The following is a 13,991-nucleotide window of genomic DNA, read 5'->3' as shown; positions in this document are numbered from 1 at the left end:
TACATCCTATAAGGTACTACTAAATTTATGCCCTATTAGGTAATTCTAATCTTACAGCCTACTAGGTAGTTCTAATTTTACATCCTACTAGGTAGTTCTAATTTTACATCCTACTAGGTAGCACTAATTTTATGGACTACTAAGTAATATTAAATACGCGCTTACCGTTTTCTAAAGCAATCGCTGCTAATTCATCCACATCCATGCCTTTTAATTTAGCAATTTCTTCCGCCACAAATTGCGTTTTACTAGGATCATTGCGGCGCCCTCTAAATGGAGGGGGCGTTAAGTATGGCGAATCTGTTTCAATCAGCAATCTATCTAATGGCACTTCTTTAGCCACTTCCTTGAGCTTCGTTGACTTAGGGAATACAACTGGGCCAGCAAAGGAAATATAATAACCTAATTTTATACATTCCTTAGCCATCTCCCAGCTCCCTGAGTAGCAATGGAAGATACCATAATTTCCCTTACCATGCTCTTTTAATGTAGCTAAGATATCACCATGAGCATCTCGGTCATGGATAATAATGGGTAAATTAACTTCGCGAGCTAATTCCAATTGATAAATAAACTCGCGCATTTGCGTCGGCTTATCTGAGAAATCATAGTAATAATCCAGCCCAATTTCGCCAATGGCCTTCACCTTAGGATTGGTAAGGGCTTGCGTTTTGAAATAGTCGTAATCCTCAGGTGTTACATCTTTTGACTCATGTGGATGTACGCCCACCGCTGCATAAACTTGCTCATACTGAGCAGCTAAGGCAATGGCCGACTCCGCTGTTTCCCGATCCACAGCAGGACACATAATATATTCCACACCGGCATCAAAGCAAAGTTGTAACATCTCGGCACGGTCATTTTCAAAACGACCATCATTAATATGTGCGTGAGTATCAAATAAACGCATTATTTCACCAAGCTTCCTGGGATCAATGATTGAATCTGTGTAACTTCTAAATTATCAGCAAAATCAGAGGCCGATAAAATCATGCCATATGATTCGATGCCCATAAGCTTTTTAGGAGCTAAGTTCGCTAAGTAAATCACTTTTTTACCAATCATCTCTTCTGGCTCATAATACTGGGAAATGCCACTCACTACCGTGCGCTCTTCCACGCCTACATTGAGGACAAATTTCAATAATTTCTTAGATTTTTTAACCTTTTCACAGGAAATAACTTCCGCTACACGAAGGTCAAGACGAGCAAAGTCATCATAGTCAATATTTTCTTTAATTGGAGGAATTTCTTGCTCTTTTGCTTCAGCAGCTGATTCTTCTGTAGCGCCGGCTTCTGCATTTGCTAGCTCAGTCTTTGCGTCAACGGCATTAGCTTGTGGTGCTTCAACCATTTCTGGCATATCAAAACGTGGGTAAATAGGAGCCCCCTTCACCACTTTAGTGCCATCTGCTAAACCACCCCAAGTGCGCACATCATCAAGAGTCGCCGCACTAAAGCCTGTAAGACCTAATTGGTCCCAAATCTTTGGTGCTCCTGTAGGAATCACTGGATCTACGAGAACGGCAATAATGCGAAGTGCTTCTGCTAAATGATACATAACAGCCTGTAAACGTGCTTCGTCGCCAGGTTGCTCTTTTTTAGCCAATACCCAAGGCATTGTTTCATCGATATATTTATTGGTGCGACTGATAAATTGCCATACTGCTTTTAAAGCCTTATTAAGCTCATAGCTTTCCATGTAATTTTCGTAATCTTTTACAGTTTGTTCCGCTAAGGCCACTAAATCCGTATCGTAAGGGCCTTCAGAGGCAGTCTTAGTAATCACACCACCATGATATTTTTCAATCATAGCTACCGTACGATTTAATAGATTTCCAAGATCATTAGCTAAGTCAGAATTTACACGTTGCACAAAGTTAGGCAAAGTAAAATTGCCATCATTGCCTAAGTGGATTTCACTCAACAAGTAGTAACGAAGTGCATCAGAACCGTAAGTTTCAATCAATGGAATAGGATCAATTACATTGCCCAAAGACTTACTCATTTTAGTTCCATCAACGATGAGCCATCCATGACCAAATACTTTCTTAGGCAATGGTAAGCCCAAGCTCATGAGCATAATAGGCCAAATTATAGTATGGAAACGGACAATTTCTTTGCCCACTAAATGCAAATCAGCAGGCCAGAAAGTTTCATATAAGCTCTTGTCATCATCTAATGGATTTAAAGCGCTAATATAGTTAACTAATGCATCAAACCATACATACACAACATGTTCTTTATCAAAGGGAACTTGAATGCCCCAGTCAAAGCTTGTACGAGAAACACAAAGGTCTTCTAATCCTTGTTTAACGAATTGTACCATTTCATTACGGCGTGATTCTGGCTGAATAAAATCAGGATTTTCTTCGATGAATTTAAGCCAACGATCAGCGTATTTATTCATTTTAAAGAAGTATGCATCTTCTTCAATTTTTTCTACTGGGCGGCCACAGTCAGGACAAGTGTGATTAGGACCTAATTTTTGCTCTGTCCAGAACGATTCATCAGGTGTACAATACCAACCAGCATATTTGCCCTTGTAAATATCGCCATTTTCATAAGCTTTTTGGAATAAATCTTGCACTACTTTTTCATGGCGTTTATCTGTTGTACGGATAAAATCATCATGGGAAATATTCATAAGTTCCCATAAATGTTTAAAGCCTTCTACAATTTTAGTTGTGTATTCTAATGGTGTAATGCCCATTTCTTTAGCAATGCGCTCAATTTTTTGACCATGTTCATCAGATCCAGTCAAAAAGCGCACATCATAGCCAGCACGGCGTTTAAAACGCGCAATGGTGTCAGCAATAGATGTACAATATGTATGGCCAATGTGCAATTTAGCACTTGGATAATAAATTGGAGTCGTAATATAATACGGCTTTTTCTTTGTCACTGTCATTATAAATCCTCCTCAGTAATCTCTTTAAATTCCTCTACAGCATTATATACTACACGGCGAGATACACCTAATTTTTTGGCTACCTCTCGAGCGGCGTCTTTTTTGCTTAGACCCTGTTCCATTAAATTATGAACTAAGGCTACATAATCTGAAGGTGTCGCCGTTTTACTTGTAAGTGATAAGCTAATCGCTTGGTCAGTTGATTCTACATCGGTTTCAATACTAGTAGCACAACCACCAACTAAGAGGACAAACTCCCCTTTTTGCGTCACTAATTCATCAAACTCTGCCACAACAGTACGTAAATCAGAGCGAAGAAACTCTTCAAATCGTTTAGTAAGTTCTCTAGCGAGGACAATAGGGCGATTCCCTAAACCTTCATATAAAGTCTTTAAAGTACTTATTAAACGATGTGGTGCCTCATAAAAAATGAGGGTTCCTTCATACCCCTTAATTCGCTGTAATAGTTCCTGTTGATGGCTACTCTTTTTAGGTAAAAATCCTATGAAAGTAAATTCTCTAGCTGAAAGCCCCGATGCAATTAAAGCAGTAAGTGCTGCATTAGGACCCGGTAAGGGCACAACATCCACCTGGGCAGCTAAGGCCATCTCTACGAGCTCTGCACCAGGATCAGAAATAGCGGGCATCCCCGCATCACTGACAACAGCAATATCTTTGCCCTGCAATAAATCATCAATAAGTTGTTCGCCCTTAACCAGCTTATTATGCTCATGATAAGACGTAAGGGGCGTACTAATGTCTAAATGCTTTAAAAGTAGTCCCGTATGCCGCGTATCCTCCGCTGCAATTAAATCTACTTCTTGTAAAACACGCACGGCTCGATATGTTATATCTTCTAAATTACCAATCGGTGTGGGTACTAGATAAAGAGTTCCTATTTTATGTTGTTCCATACCAAGTACGCACCTCCTCACTATAGGCATTGGTTGATTCATAAATATATAAAGGTGGCTCCGTTAGTAAACCTAAGCGACCACCTTTACGTGCTTCAATGAGGACTAATTTAGCCTCTCGCTGCGGCAAACTATGAACAAAACGCAAACGCTTAGGTGTAAGCCCTTCTTTTTGCAAGGCTAAAAGGGCTTCAACTAAGCGCTCCGCTCGATAAATCATACATAAAGAACCGCCAAATTTGACTAAGCGATTAGCCGCTTTAGCTACATCCTCAATCGTTGTATGGGATTCATGTAAAGCTAGTTGTCGGGCCTCAGTAAGTGGGGCCTTGCCTTGTTTTACATCAAAATACGGTGGATTGACTACAATGGTATCAAATCGTCCATTATATTCCTGCATGGGCAAGTGACAATAGTCAGCTTTAACAATCTGTATTTCCTCTTCCTTATGATTTAACTGTCTATTTCGCTCCGCTAATTCAGCTGTAATAGGATTTAACTCAAAACCTACCACTTGCTTAGCACCGCGCCCCGTTAAAATCAAAGGTATAACGCCCGTGCCCGTACCTAAATCAGCATACACATGGCGCGATTTTATAGGTACAAAATGAGACAGTATAACAGCATCAATGGAAAAACAAAACTGATCGGTGCGCTGCCATAATTTCATCCCACCTATAACCAAATCATCTAATCGCTCTAATGGATGCTGTGGCATATTAGTCTTCATCAGGCAACACAATCTCTGACCATGGGAGATCGATTGTACGGCCTTCATCAAGCTGCACTTTTACCATTTTCTTATTGCGATTAATCTTTAAGACTTTGCCAAGACCTTCATCTGTTACTACTTCACGACCAATACCTGGTGGCTCGACCACAACTGGAGCTGCTTTTTCTTTTTGTACATACAAATCGCCACCCTTAGTATATAGGTCGTTTTCGTAATTCAAGCAACACATAAGTCGACCACAGACACCGGAAATTTTCGTAGGATTCAAACTTAAGTTCTGATCCTTGGCCATGCGAATCGATACCGGTGAAAAATCACCTAAAAATGTAGCACAGCAGAGTGAACGACCACAAGCACCGATGCCATTTAATATTTTAGCTTCATCGCGCACGCCCACTTGACGAAGTTCAATGCGAGTGCGGAATACAGTGGCCAAATCCTTAACTAAATCTCTAAAATCAATGCGCCCATCGGCAGTAAAGAAGAATATAATCTTATTCATATCAAAAGTATATTCTACATTGATGAGCTTCATAGGTAATTTGCGATAGGCAATTTTCTCTAAGCATATCTCAAAGGCCCGTTCTTCCCTTTGTTTATTTTTTTCTACTTGCTTATAATCCTTAGGTGTAGCCTTGCGGATAACATTTTTTAAAGGCTGTACTACAGACTCTTCTTCTACTTGGCGCGGTGCAATGACAACATCACCAAATTCCAAACCACGCGCTGTTTCTACAATGACACCGTCCCCTAAGGCAAGGGTGGCTCCACCAGGGGCAAAATAATATATTTTACCAGCTTTTTTAAACCGTATTCCTACAATGGTAATCACTGGTTATCCTCCTTTATAACTTGTCGCAGTGCAATTAATACACCATCCATAACTAAATTAGCTTTTATATATAAACGAAGTGCTTCCTCTGCACCGAGCGTCTCACTTTGAACTTGTAATAAAGCTCTGGCACTCCACTTTGGTAAAATCTGCAACATGCGCAGTTTAAATAGCGGACATTGCAGTACATCATCACTACTGCCAAATTTTAATGCCATCATATCGCGACTCAAGAGTCGTAGCCAGGCCATCAACTCTTTTAATTCATCTCGGTTAAGTCCTTCCGTTGCCAAGGATGCTTTAGTAAAAAATAAGGCCTCTGGCAATATTTCTAGTACATCCATAGCCAAATTGAGCAAGGGTAAGCTATCTTCAGTAGCAAATTGACGAACTAAGGCTGGATTGCCCTGACCTGCGCCAATAGGAAGGCTTAAGTCGCCTGTAAAGCCTTCTTTTCTAAGGGCTGCTTCTATAATATAATCTTCTACAGGCCCAAAAGAAACGCTCATACAACGAGATAATATAGTAGGCAATACATTAGCAATTTGATTGGTAATAATAATAAAATATGTATTTCGCGGTGGTTCTTCAATGGTCTTCAGCATAGCATTAGCCATGACAGCATTAGCTGTTTGAAAATCTTCAACAATTACCACGCGATTGTTATCACTAGCTTTATTTAAATACTCATTTAATAGCTCATACCATTGTTCAACTTTCAGTGTAGCCTTCATAGGTCGCAACCAAAAGGCTTCTCCCTTATCCATATAGATAGGAAGGCCCTGTGCTTCACTGGCTTTCTCAGACTCCCCATCAATGACGCGAGCCCGTTTGACTGCGTCTAAATAGGTTTGCCCCTTGTCATTGGAAAATACTTGCCGTCCAATCAGCAATGAGGCTAAGCCAATAGCTACTTCTAATTTCCCCAAACCAGCTTCACCATAGAACAATAAGCTGTGAGGTAAGGTTTGCCGTTTTACAAGATCACTAACATGGGCAATAATATCTTGTTGTCCTATGACCTTTTCAAAATACGACATACAATTCCCCCATAATAAAATAATGCAGTATAACATAATTATTATACGGCAAATGTACCGTGAATGTCTAATTTTTCTATATAAGTAAAGCACCTGTTAAATCCTCAGGATACTACAGGTGCCACTATTACGAATTATAATTTAAACTATCTACTACCGACTCACGTCGAGCCTAATACCAAGCGCCTCTAAGGGGCTTTATTTACCATACTTTATTTACTATGCTTTATTTACCATGTTTTATTTACTATGCTTTACTGATTATCTTTTATAAACAAGCTACCTCTTACAACAATTATTCTGCCTTTAAGAAAGGTTTAACCAAGTCATAGACATCTTCATGAATCTCTTCAATGCTACGTAAATCCCCTACCTCATTAGCACACGGCACGCGCTCCCATCCATAAACTTGAACGAGTTCATCATAAGCACCATGAACTCGAAGCAAGTACTCATGGTCATGTTCATGAATATCGCCTGTAGCGCCCCCCGTCTTATGTACACGGTCCTTCATCAAGGCTTCGCTAGTTTTTAACGGCATGTCTAAAAGGCACACACAATCCGGTCTAGGCAATCCAAATTTAACAAATTCTAAATCTTCTAACCAAGAAAGAAATTGTTGACGCTCCTTCGCATCTTCATATTTTACCATTTGATGAATCATATTTGATGTTGTATAGCGATCAGCCAAAATAATTCCACCGGACTTATAAAATTCTTCCCAGTCCATACGATAAGACGCGAAGCGGTCAACTGCATATAAAGTGCTCGCCACAAATGGATTCACATCAGATGGCTTATGTCCAAAATCGCCGGCTAAATACATTTTTACTGGCATCGCTGCCGGGCTATCATAATTCGGGAAGCTCACGGTTCTTACATTATAGCCTTCACGACTTAATCGTTCTGCCAATGCTTTTGTTTGTGTAGCCTTACCGCTACCATCGCCACCTTCAATAATTATTAACGTACCCATCATAGCTCCTCTATTAATGAATCACACATAGATATTATCGTACTATTATCATAATAAGTTCTATATATTCTTTCTAATTTATATTTTATCTTATTTAGGTCTAAGCCTTAAAATTTTCTTTAGGTTTAGACCTTAAAATTATCTACAAAATAATGGCGCAACTCCTGCCCCTTCACACTAGATTCCTGAATATTTTCCAAAGCTTTACGCAAAGAATCTTGTAAACGATATTGACTAAAATCACTAGGCTTTACCCAAGCAAAATCAGTATGCTCTTCAGAAAGAGTTACATCCTTACTAGTGGCCTTAGCAATAAAAATTACACCCGTTAAAAATTGTAATTTACTTCTTTTATACGACCAGAGGCCCGCTACATCTAAAATTTCTACATCAAGTCCTGTCTCTTCACGCACTTCACGCAAGGCAGCATCTTGTAAGTCTTCACCAAATTCTAAACCACCGCCAGGAAACTCCCAAGGTCTGAGCCCTTCACGGTCTTTCTTTTGTAATAGCAAAATATCCCCCTCACAGAATACCATGCACTTCACGGACATGCCCATGCGCTCTGTGGGATAACGACGATTCGTAAGAGTTCGTGTTTTTCTTTGTTTATTGTTCGATGATCTTGCGAACATGTAAGCCTCCCGCTCTATAAAAAAAGAGACTATACGTCCGTATAGTCTCTTTGTAGTTCTACACTTGCTTATTTACTATAAGCTGCCGCAAATTGCGTACCAAGTGTTACATATTTTTCCATTTGACTGATAACATGGCGTAGCTGTTTGCCACTTAATGTTGTCAATTGTTTGCCGCCAGCGGCATTATTAATAATGTGAGAAATCTCGAAACCACTATATCCCAGCACCGATAAGCGGCTCGATAAACTTTTAATCTTGTTCATAATCGAACCTCCTTGTAATTAAATAACTACAGTGGTTGGGTCAAACCTACTGTCAAAAAGTGGTTGGGTTATTACCACATACCCTTTTCGATTGTAGAGACACAAGTTCAGATTATGACATTTTGGGCTATAAGTTCATCCTCCTCAGCATTTACTCCAACAATCTAATACGGATAATAGAGTAATTATACCAAATATGAGAGTCTTTGTCAATATTTTTATCGAGTTTCACACAAACAAAACAATAGCACCATCTAAAGAAGACGATGCTATTGACTCAATTACCATATAGTCTAACGAGGGCGACGTTTAGGATTATATAAATTCATCCCGCGATCAATCCCTACTTCTAAAGTACCAACTACAGCCTTAGCCATATCTTTAATGCCCTTTACCACCTTATCTTGTTGGTCCTCTGGAAATGGCGCCAACACATGGTCAACTACAGTCCATTGTGGCAAAGGTCGGCCTATGCCAAAGCGAAAGTGCGGAAATTCATTAGTTCCCATATGGGCTATGAGTGATTTTATGCCATTATGACCACCTGCACTGCCATTGGGTCTGATGCGAATTTTACCAACTGGCAAATCCATATCATCATAAATGCAGTACACATCTTCTGGAGCTACTTTATAATAGCGCATTAAAGGCCCTACGGACTCACCACTATTATTCATAAAAGTTTGCGGTTTTACAAGCAGTACTTTTTCACCATCCACTTGAATAGTCGTAATCAAAGCTTTAAAGTCCTCTTTCCAAGGCGTATGTGCATGAGCTTCAGCAATAGCATCAACCACTAAAAAGCCTATATTATGTTTTGTTAATTCATATTCTTTCCCTGGATTACCAAGGCCTACAACAATTTTCACAGACTTTCACCTAATGGTTTATTTGTCGAATAAATTGCTTACTGAAACTTCATGGAAAATACGCATAATGGCTTCACCTAATAATGGTGCCACAGATAAGGACGTAATATTAGGTAATTTATGCTCTTCTGGTAAGCTAATTGTATTCGTAACAATTAATTCTTTAATATTGGAATTAGCAATGCGTTCGCAAGCAGGGTCAGTCAATACCGCATGAGTTACACAAGCCATAACAGACTTAGCGCCAAACTCTTTAAGTGCTTTAGCCCCTTCTACTAAGGAACCTGCTGTATCTACAATATCATCGATAATGATACAGTTTTTGCCCTCTACATTACCAATCAAGTTCATAACTTTAGCTACACCTGGTTGTGGACGTTTCTTTTCAATAATAGCAATTGGTGCACCAATGCGGTCAGCCAAGTCACGCGCACGCGTTACACCACCAAGATCTGGAGATACAACAATTAAATCTTCCATTTTCTTTTCATTAATATATTTTGCAATAATGGAAGCACCAAATAAATGATCCACTGGTACATTAAAGAAACCTTGAATTTGTCCAGCATGTAAATCAACAGTTACCAAACGTGTAATGCCTGCTGTTTGCATTAAATCTGCTACTAATTTAGCTGTAATAGGCTCACGACCGCGTGTCTTACGGTCTTGACGAGCATATCCATAATAAGGAACTACAGCTGTAATATGGCGCGCAGAAGCGCGTTTTAATGCATCAGCCATAACCAACAATTCAACTAAATTGTCGTTAACGGGATAGCTAGTAGGTTGTACAATAAATACATCCTTCCCACGTACACTTTCATCAATCATAATCTGCACTTCGCCATTATTAAAGCGACCTACAAATGCTTCGCCTAAAGGTAAGCCTAAGTAATCACAGATTTCCTTCGCTAGTTCAGGATTCGCATTCCCTGTGAAAATTTTAAGTTTCTTACCATCTTCAAATGCCATGTCTCGATACCCCTTTTGCTTTGTCAATAAATTTTGTTGCCCTTGGCAAACTTCATCAATACCTATTGTATACTATTTTTTACATCATATGCAAAAAAATCGTCAAGAATTTTACATTTTATTTATTCTTTTTTTTGAAAGTTTCGTCAGTAACCCAGTTTTCTTTAATAATCTGCTTTGCACGACCTACTGCCAATGATTTAGGTGGCACATCTTTAGTAATCGTAGAACCTGCTCCTACATAGCTGCTTTCACCAATCGTCACAGGGGCCACTAAATTGCTATTACAGCCCACAAATGCATGATCTTTAATTGTTGTGCGATGTTTGATTTTTCCATCATAATTTACAGTAATTGTACCGCAGCCAATATTTACACCAGCCCCTACATCGCTGTCCCCAATATAGGATAGATGAGGGAATTTTGTACCTTCCCCAACAATACTGTTTTTAACTTCTACGAAGTTGCCCATATGAACGCTATCGCCCACTACCGTATTAGGACGAATATGTACATAAGGACCAATATCAGTATTATTTTTAATTTCGCAGTCATGAGCGTAAGTAAAGTGGATGTAATTGCCGTCCCCTACTTTTACATTTGTAAAGCGTGTATGTGGACCGATTTCACAAGCTTCACCAATAACAGTTTCACCTTCTAAGATAGTGCCTGGATAAATCACTGTATCATTACCAATGGTGACATCTGTACCAATATATGTATTAGCTGGATCAATGAGAGTAACCCCTTGGTCCATCCAATATTGATTAGTTCGCTCTCTTAAAATGCGTTCCGCTACAGCTAATTGAGCTCTGGAATTAACCCCTAAAGATTCATCCGTATCAGCCAATAAGGAGGCACTTACTCGTTCCCCTTTATTAACCAAGATACTTACTACATCAGTAATATATAATTCACCTTGTGCATTGTCATCAGATAATTCTTCTAAACAAGGCCATAGTTTTTGGCTATCAAACGCATACATACCAGTATTAATTTCGTTTACAGCCAGCTCTTCTGGCTTGCCATCTTTTTGCTCAACAATGCGAAGTACTTTACCGCTTTCAGCATCGCGGATAATACGGCCATAACCAGTTGGATCAGCTAGACTACTAGTAAGAACCGTAGCTGCTGCGCCTGTGTCTTCATGCTCTTTCACCAAGGCTTCTAGGGATTCTTTAGTCACTAAAGGAGTGTCACCACAAAGTAGTAAAATAGTTCCTTCATAATCACTCAATAAAGGCTTTGCTTGTTTTACTGCATGACCCGTACCATTTTGCTCTTTTTGAGTAACAAATTCAGCCGCATCACCTAAGTAAGCAGTAACTGCTTCACCACCAAAGCCAACAATGACTATATTGCGCTCAGTGCCTAACTCTTTTACCGTATTAAGCACTCGTTCAACCATAGGTTTACCGCCTACCTTATGAAGTACTTTTGGCAACTTAGATTTCATGCGCGTACCTTTACCAGCCGCTAAAATTAAAGATGTAATTGGTTTCATTCTACAATCTCCTCTTCAGGTGTATAGTAAATTGGTTCTATATCAATACTTCGAGTCTGCTCATCTACTTTATTCAAACGGAGCAAGGCTTCATAATCATCCACAACCTTTGGATTTGGCAAGGCTGTCGCCACTAATACACCAGTGCCCACAACTTCGCCCCCCATTTCATGCACTAATTCTTTCATGCCATGAGCTGTACCCCCAGCTTTCATGAAATCATCAATTAATAACACTCTCGATTTAGGAGGGATAGCTCGCTTCGTTAAAGACATAGTTTGAATACGTCTCGATGATCCCGTTACATAATTAATGCTAATGGAGGATCCTTCCGTTACTTTACTATCCCGCCGAGCAATTACCAACGGTTTATTAAATGCTCGTGCCACCATAACGGCCAACGGAATCCCCTTAGTTTCCACTGTCATAATATAATCAGGCTTGCGCTCTGCAAAACGAGTCATAAAAATTTCACCCAAACGACTCGTAATATGCCAATCATATAAGATATCTGACATGTACAAAAAGCCCCCTGCAATTACGCGGTCCTCTTCTTGCAAGCGACTTTGTACCTCTTTGAGAACAGCTAAAGCTCTAGCTCCTTTTCGATACGGAATGAAGCGAACGCCCCCTGCTACGCCGGCTACAGTCTCTACTGTACCTAAAGAAAACCGTTGCAATGAGTCTTTAACACATGTAATATCTTCACTTAATGTAGATTTGGCTATATTAAAGAAATCACAAAAATAGCGCAAGGAAATTAATTCCTGTGGAGAATCTACTAATAATTTGGTCAGCGCTACCATGCGCTCAACGCGTCGCACTTTTTCCAATGTAAACCTCCTCATACAAAAAAATAGCGTTGTCCTAGCTGACAACCTTTTACTCTTCTAGAATACCATAAAAAGTAAATTAAATACACACCTAGCCATTAAAATTCCTAACATTATTTTCATTTATCATAATAATGTTCGCTGCTTTATGACAATAGAGCCAACGTCATACCACCACAAATATGTTATATACACAAACATGTTATATACACAAAAAAGCCCTTGACTAAGTCAAAGGCTTTTTGTTGCATTTTAGATGTTAACCAATTAAAACAACATGTTTATTACATAACTCTAAAACTAATATTTAATTTAAAATGTAAACTGTAACTGTTTGACGTCCAAAATTAATGGCCTCACCATGAGAATCCATGGCTAAGTCAATGCGATTGCCAATAATAGCACCGCCTGTATCATCAGCTACAGCATATCCGTATCCTTCCACATATAAGGCAGTTCCCAATGGGATTACATCCGGGTCTACAGATACATGACCGCGTCGCAACAGATTACCACGCGCTGTATAAGCTGAATTGCCTGGGTCATCTGCAGAATACGCACTTGCTTCCATGGAGATAACTTTTTTATACTCCGTCGGAATGCCGCATTCTTTAGAAAGTAAACTCATAGTTTTCTGATCTACTTCACCAGTTGGCGTTAAACCATTTGCTTTTTGGAATCGTTTCAGTGCATCAGCTGTGCCCTGTCCAAAAATTCCATCAACAAATCCAGGTGAATAACCGCTACTTGCTAAACGAGCTTGTAAATCAGATACAGTTCGTCCACGGTCTCCAAACCGAGATACCGCTACATCACTTCTCACATTGCGAGATTGCTGTGATACTTCAAAATTCTTATTATTCTCTTTAATTGCGCTTAGTGTTTTGTCATCGACTTTACCAGTTATAGGTAAATTCTTTTGCTTTTGAAACACACGTACTGCGTACTCTGTATTATTTCCGAAAACACCATCAGCATTGTCCACTAAATACCCTTGCGTAACCAACATACGCTGGACATATTGAACTTCGCTGCCACGATCACCACGCCCCACATCGGCCCATACAACAGATGTACATGCCATGAGAAGTGTAAAGAGAACCGTTACTATACTAAGTTTTCTCAATATTTCCACCTCATATCTAAATGCATATATATTTTACAGCATTTTGGGATTTTTGTCAAAAATCCCCCTATTTTTCAAGCGTTAATCACCACTTTTATCAAAATTTGAGCCTATTTTTCCCACTCAAGCATAAAAATACATAGTACATATTACAAGATAAGATAGTTTTCAGTACCACTTCCTACTATATACAGTGTTTTTAAAAAAATGGTCCAATTTTTATGAAAGTTTATAAATTTTCAATTATAATAGCAAATTTTCTAACATATATAACAAAATCTCCTCTGATTAAATTCATAATAAAAGTAATCAAAGGAGATTTATGCTTTATGCTTTATGCTTTATGCTTTATGCTTTATGCTTTATGCTTTATGCTTTATG

Annotated in this window: 14 protein-coding genes; all 14 read right to left on the bottom strand. The window is 39.2% G+C overall.

Annotated elements, in window-relative coordinates:
• Positions 1 to 139: 139 nt before the first annotated feature.
• Positions 140 to 910, bottom strand: coding sequence for a TatD family hydrolase (locus QZR90_RS04680; RefSeq protein ID WP_295789321.1), 771 nt, complete (start codon positions 908 to 910; stop codon positions 140 to 142).
• Positions 910 to 2,910 (bottom strand): methionine--tRNA ligase, encoded by a 2,001-nt coding sequence (metG, locus tag QZR90_RS04675; RefSeq protein ID WP_295789318.1) that lies wholly within the window; start codon positions 2,908 to 2,910, stop codon positions 910 to 912. The genes QZR90_RS04680 and metG overlap by 1 nt, the downstream gene beginning before the upstream one ends.
• A complete protein-coding gene (gene rsmI / locus QZR90_RS04670) occupies positions 2,910 to 3,824 on the bottom strand; it encodes a 16S rRNA (cytidine(1402)-2'-O)-methyltransferase (RefSeq protein WP_295789316.1) in 915 nt (304 codons plus the stop codon). Before rsmI ends, metG begins: the two co-directional genes overlap by 1 nt.
• Entirely contained in the window at positions 3,811 to 4,554 is a 744-nt protein-coding gene (locus QZR90_RS04665) for a tRNA1(Val) (adenine(37)-N6)-methyltransferase (protein WP_295789313.1), read from the bottom strand. The genes rsmI and QZR90_RS04665 overlap by 14 nt, the downstream gene beginning before the upstream one ends.
• Complete coding sequence (locus tag QZR90_RS04660; RefSeq protein WP_295789311.1) at positions 4,544 to 5,389, bottom strand: stage 0 sporulation family protein; 846 nt, start codon at positions 5,387 to 5,389, stop codon at positions 4,544 to 4,546. The genes QZR90_RS04665 and QZR90_RS04660 overlap by 11 nt, the downstream gene beginning before the upstream one ends.
• Complete coding sequence (locus tag QZR90_RS04655; RefSeq protein WP_295789310.1) at positions 5,386 to 6,429, bottom strand: hypothetical protein; 1,044 nt, start codon at positions 6,427 to 6,429, stop codon at positions 5,386 to 5,388. The genes QZR90_RS04660 and QZR90_RS04655 overlap by 4 nt, the downstream gene beginning before the upstream one ends.
• 295 nt (positions 6,430 to 6,724) lie before the next feature.
• A complete protein-coding gene (locus QZR90_RS04650) occupies positions 6,725 to 7,405 on the bottom strand; it encodes a thymidylate kinase (RefSeq protein ID WP_295789308.1) in 681 nt (226 codons plus the stop codon).
• Positions 7,406 to 7,530: 125 nt separating this feature from the next.
• Complete coding sequence (locus QZR90_RS04645) at positions 7,531 to 8,040, bottom strand: NUDIX domain-containing protein (protein ID WP_295789306.1); 510 nt, start codon at positions 8,038 to 8,040, stop codon at positions 7,531 to 7,533.
• 68 nt (positions 8,041 to 8,108) lie between these two features.
• The gene (locus tag QZR90_RS04640; RefSeq protein ID WP_295789303.1) at positions 8,109 to 8,306 is read right to left on the bottom strand and encodes a hypothetical protein; all 198 of its coding nucleotides are present in this window, start codon (positions 8,304 to 8,306) and stop codon (positions 8,109 to 8,111) included.
• 293 nt (positions 8,307 to 8,599) lie between these two features.
• Positions 8,600 to 9,175 (bottom strand): aminoacyl-tRNA hydrolase, encoded by a 576-nt coding sequence (pth, locus tag QZR90_RS04635; protein WP_295789300.1) that lies wholly within the window; start codon positions 9,173 to 9,175, stop codon positions 8,600 to 8,602.
• A gap of 18 nt (positions 9,176 to 9,193) precedes the next feature.
• Positions 9,194 to 10,147: a ribose-phosphate pyrophosphokinase gene (locus QZR90_RS04630; protein WP_295789298.1), complete on the bottom strand. Its 954-nt coding sequence runs from the start codon at positions 10,145 to 10,147 to the stop codon at positions 9,194 to 9,196.
• A gap of 118 nt (positions 10,148 to 10,265) precedes the next feature.
• A complete protein-coding gene (gene glmU, locus QZR90_RS04625) occupies positions 10,266 to 11,651 on the bottom strand; it encodes a bifunctional UDP-N-acetylglucosamine diphosphorylase/glucosamine-1-phosphate N-acetyltransferase GlmU (RefSeq protein ID WP_295789296.1) in 1,386 nt (461 codons plus the stop codon).
• Positions 11,648 to 12,484: a pur operon repressor gene (gene purR / locus QZR90_RS04620; protein ID WP_295789294.1), complete on the bottom strand. Its 837-nt coding sequence runs from the start codon at positions 12,482 to 12,484 to the stop codon at positions 11,648 to 11,650. Before purR ends, glmU begins: the two co-directional genes overlap by 4 nt.
• Before the next feature lie 307 nt (positions 12,485 to 12,791).
• Positions 12,792 to 13,610 carry a peptidoglycan-binding protein gene (locus QZR90_RS04615; protein WP_295789292.1) on the bottom strand — a complete coding sequence of 273 codons (819 nt, stop codon included), beginning with the start codon at positions 13,608 to 13,610 and terminating at the stop codon, positions 12,792 to 12,794.
• Positions 13,611 to 13,991 lie beyond the last annotated feature (381 nt).

Source organism: uncultured Veillonella sp. (assembly GCF_900545795.1).
Taxonomy (GTDB): domain Bacteria; phylum Bacillota; class Negativicutes; order Veillonellales; family Veillonellaceae; genus Veillonella_A.
This window is presented reverse-complemented; position numbering and strand designations above follow the sequence as displayed.

Coding starts and splice junctions, on each gene's coding strand:
- QZR90_RS04680 (WP_295789321.1), bottom strand. CDS start 910: ATGCGTTTATTTGATACTCACGCACATATTAATGATGGTCGTTTTGAA.
- metG (WP_295789318.1), bottom strand. CDS start 2,910: ATGACAGTGACAAAGAAAAAGCCGTATTATATTACGACTCCAATTTAT.
- rsmI (WP_295789316.1), bottom strand. CDS start 3,824: ATGGAACAACATAAAATAGGAACTCTTTATCTAGTACCCACACCGATT.
- QZR90_RS04665 (WP_295789313.1), bottom strand. CDS start 4,554: ATGAAGACTAATATGCCACAGCATCCATTAGAGCGATTAGATGATTTG.
- QZR90_RS04655 (WP_295789310.1), bottom strand. CDS start 6,429: ATGTCGTATTTTGAAAAGGTCATAGGACAACAAGATATTATTGCCCAT.
- QZR90_RS04650 (WP_295789308.1), bottom strand. CDS start 7,405: ATGGGTACGTTAATAATTATTGAAGGTGGCGATGGTAGCGGTAAGGCT.
- QZR90_RS04645 (WP_295789306.1), bottom strand. CDS start 8,040: ATGTTCGCAAGATCATCGAACAATAAACAAAGAAAAACACGAACTCTT.
- QZR90_RS04640 (WP_295789303.1), bottom strand. CDS start 8,306: ATGAACAAGATTAAAAGTTTATCGAGCCGCTTATCGGTGCTGGGATAT.
- QZR90_RS04630 (WP_295789298.1), bottom strand. CDS start 10,147: ATGGCATTTGAAGATGGTAAGAAACTTAAAATTTTCACAGGGAATGCG.
- glmU (WP_295789296.1), bottom strand. CDS start 11,651: ATGAAACCAATTACATCTTTAATTTTAGCGGCTGGTAAAGGTACGCGC.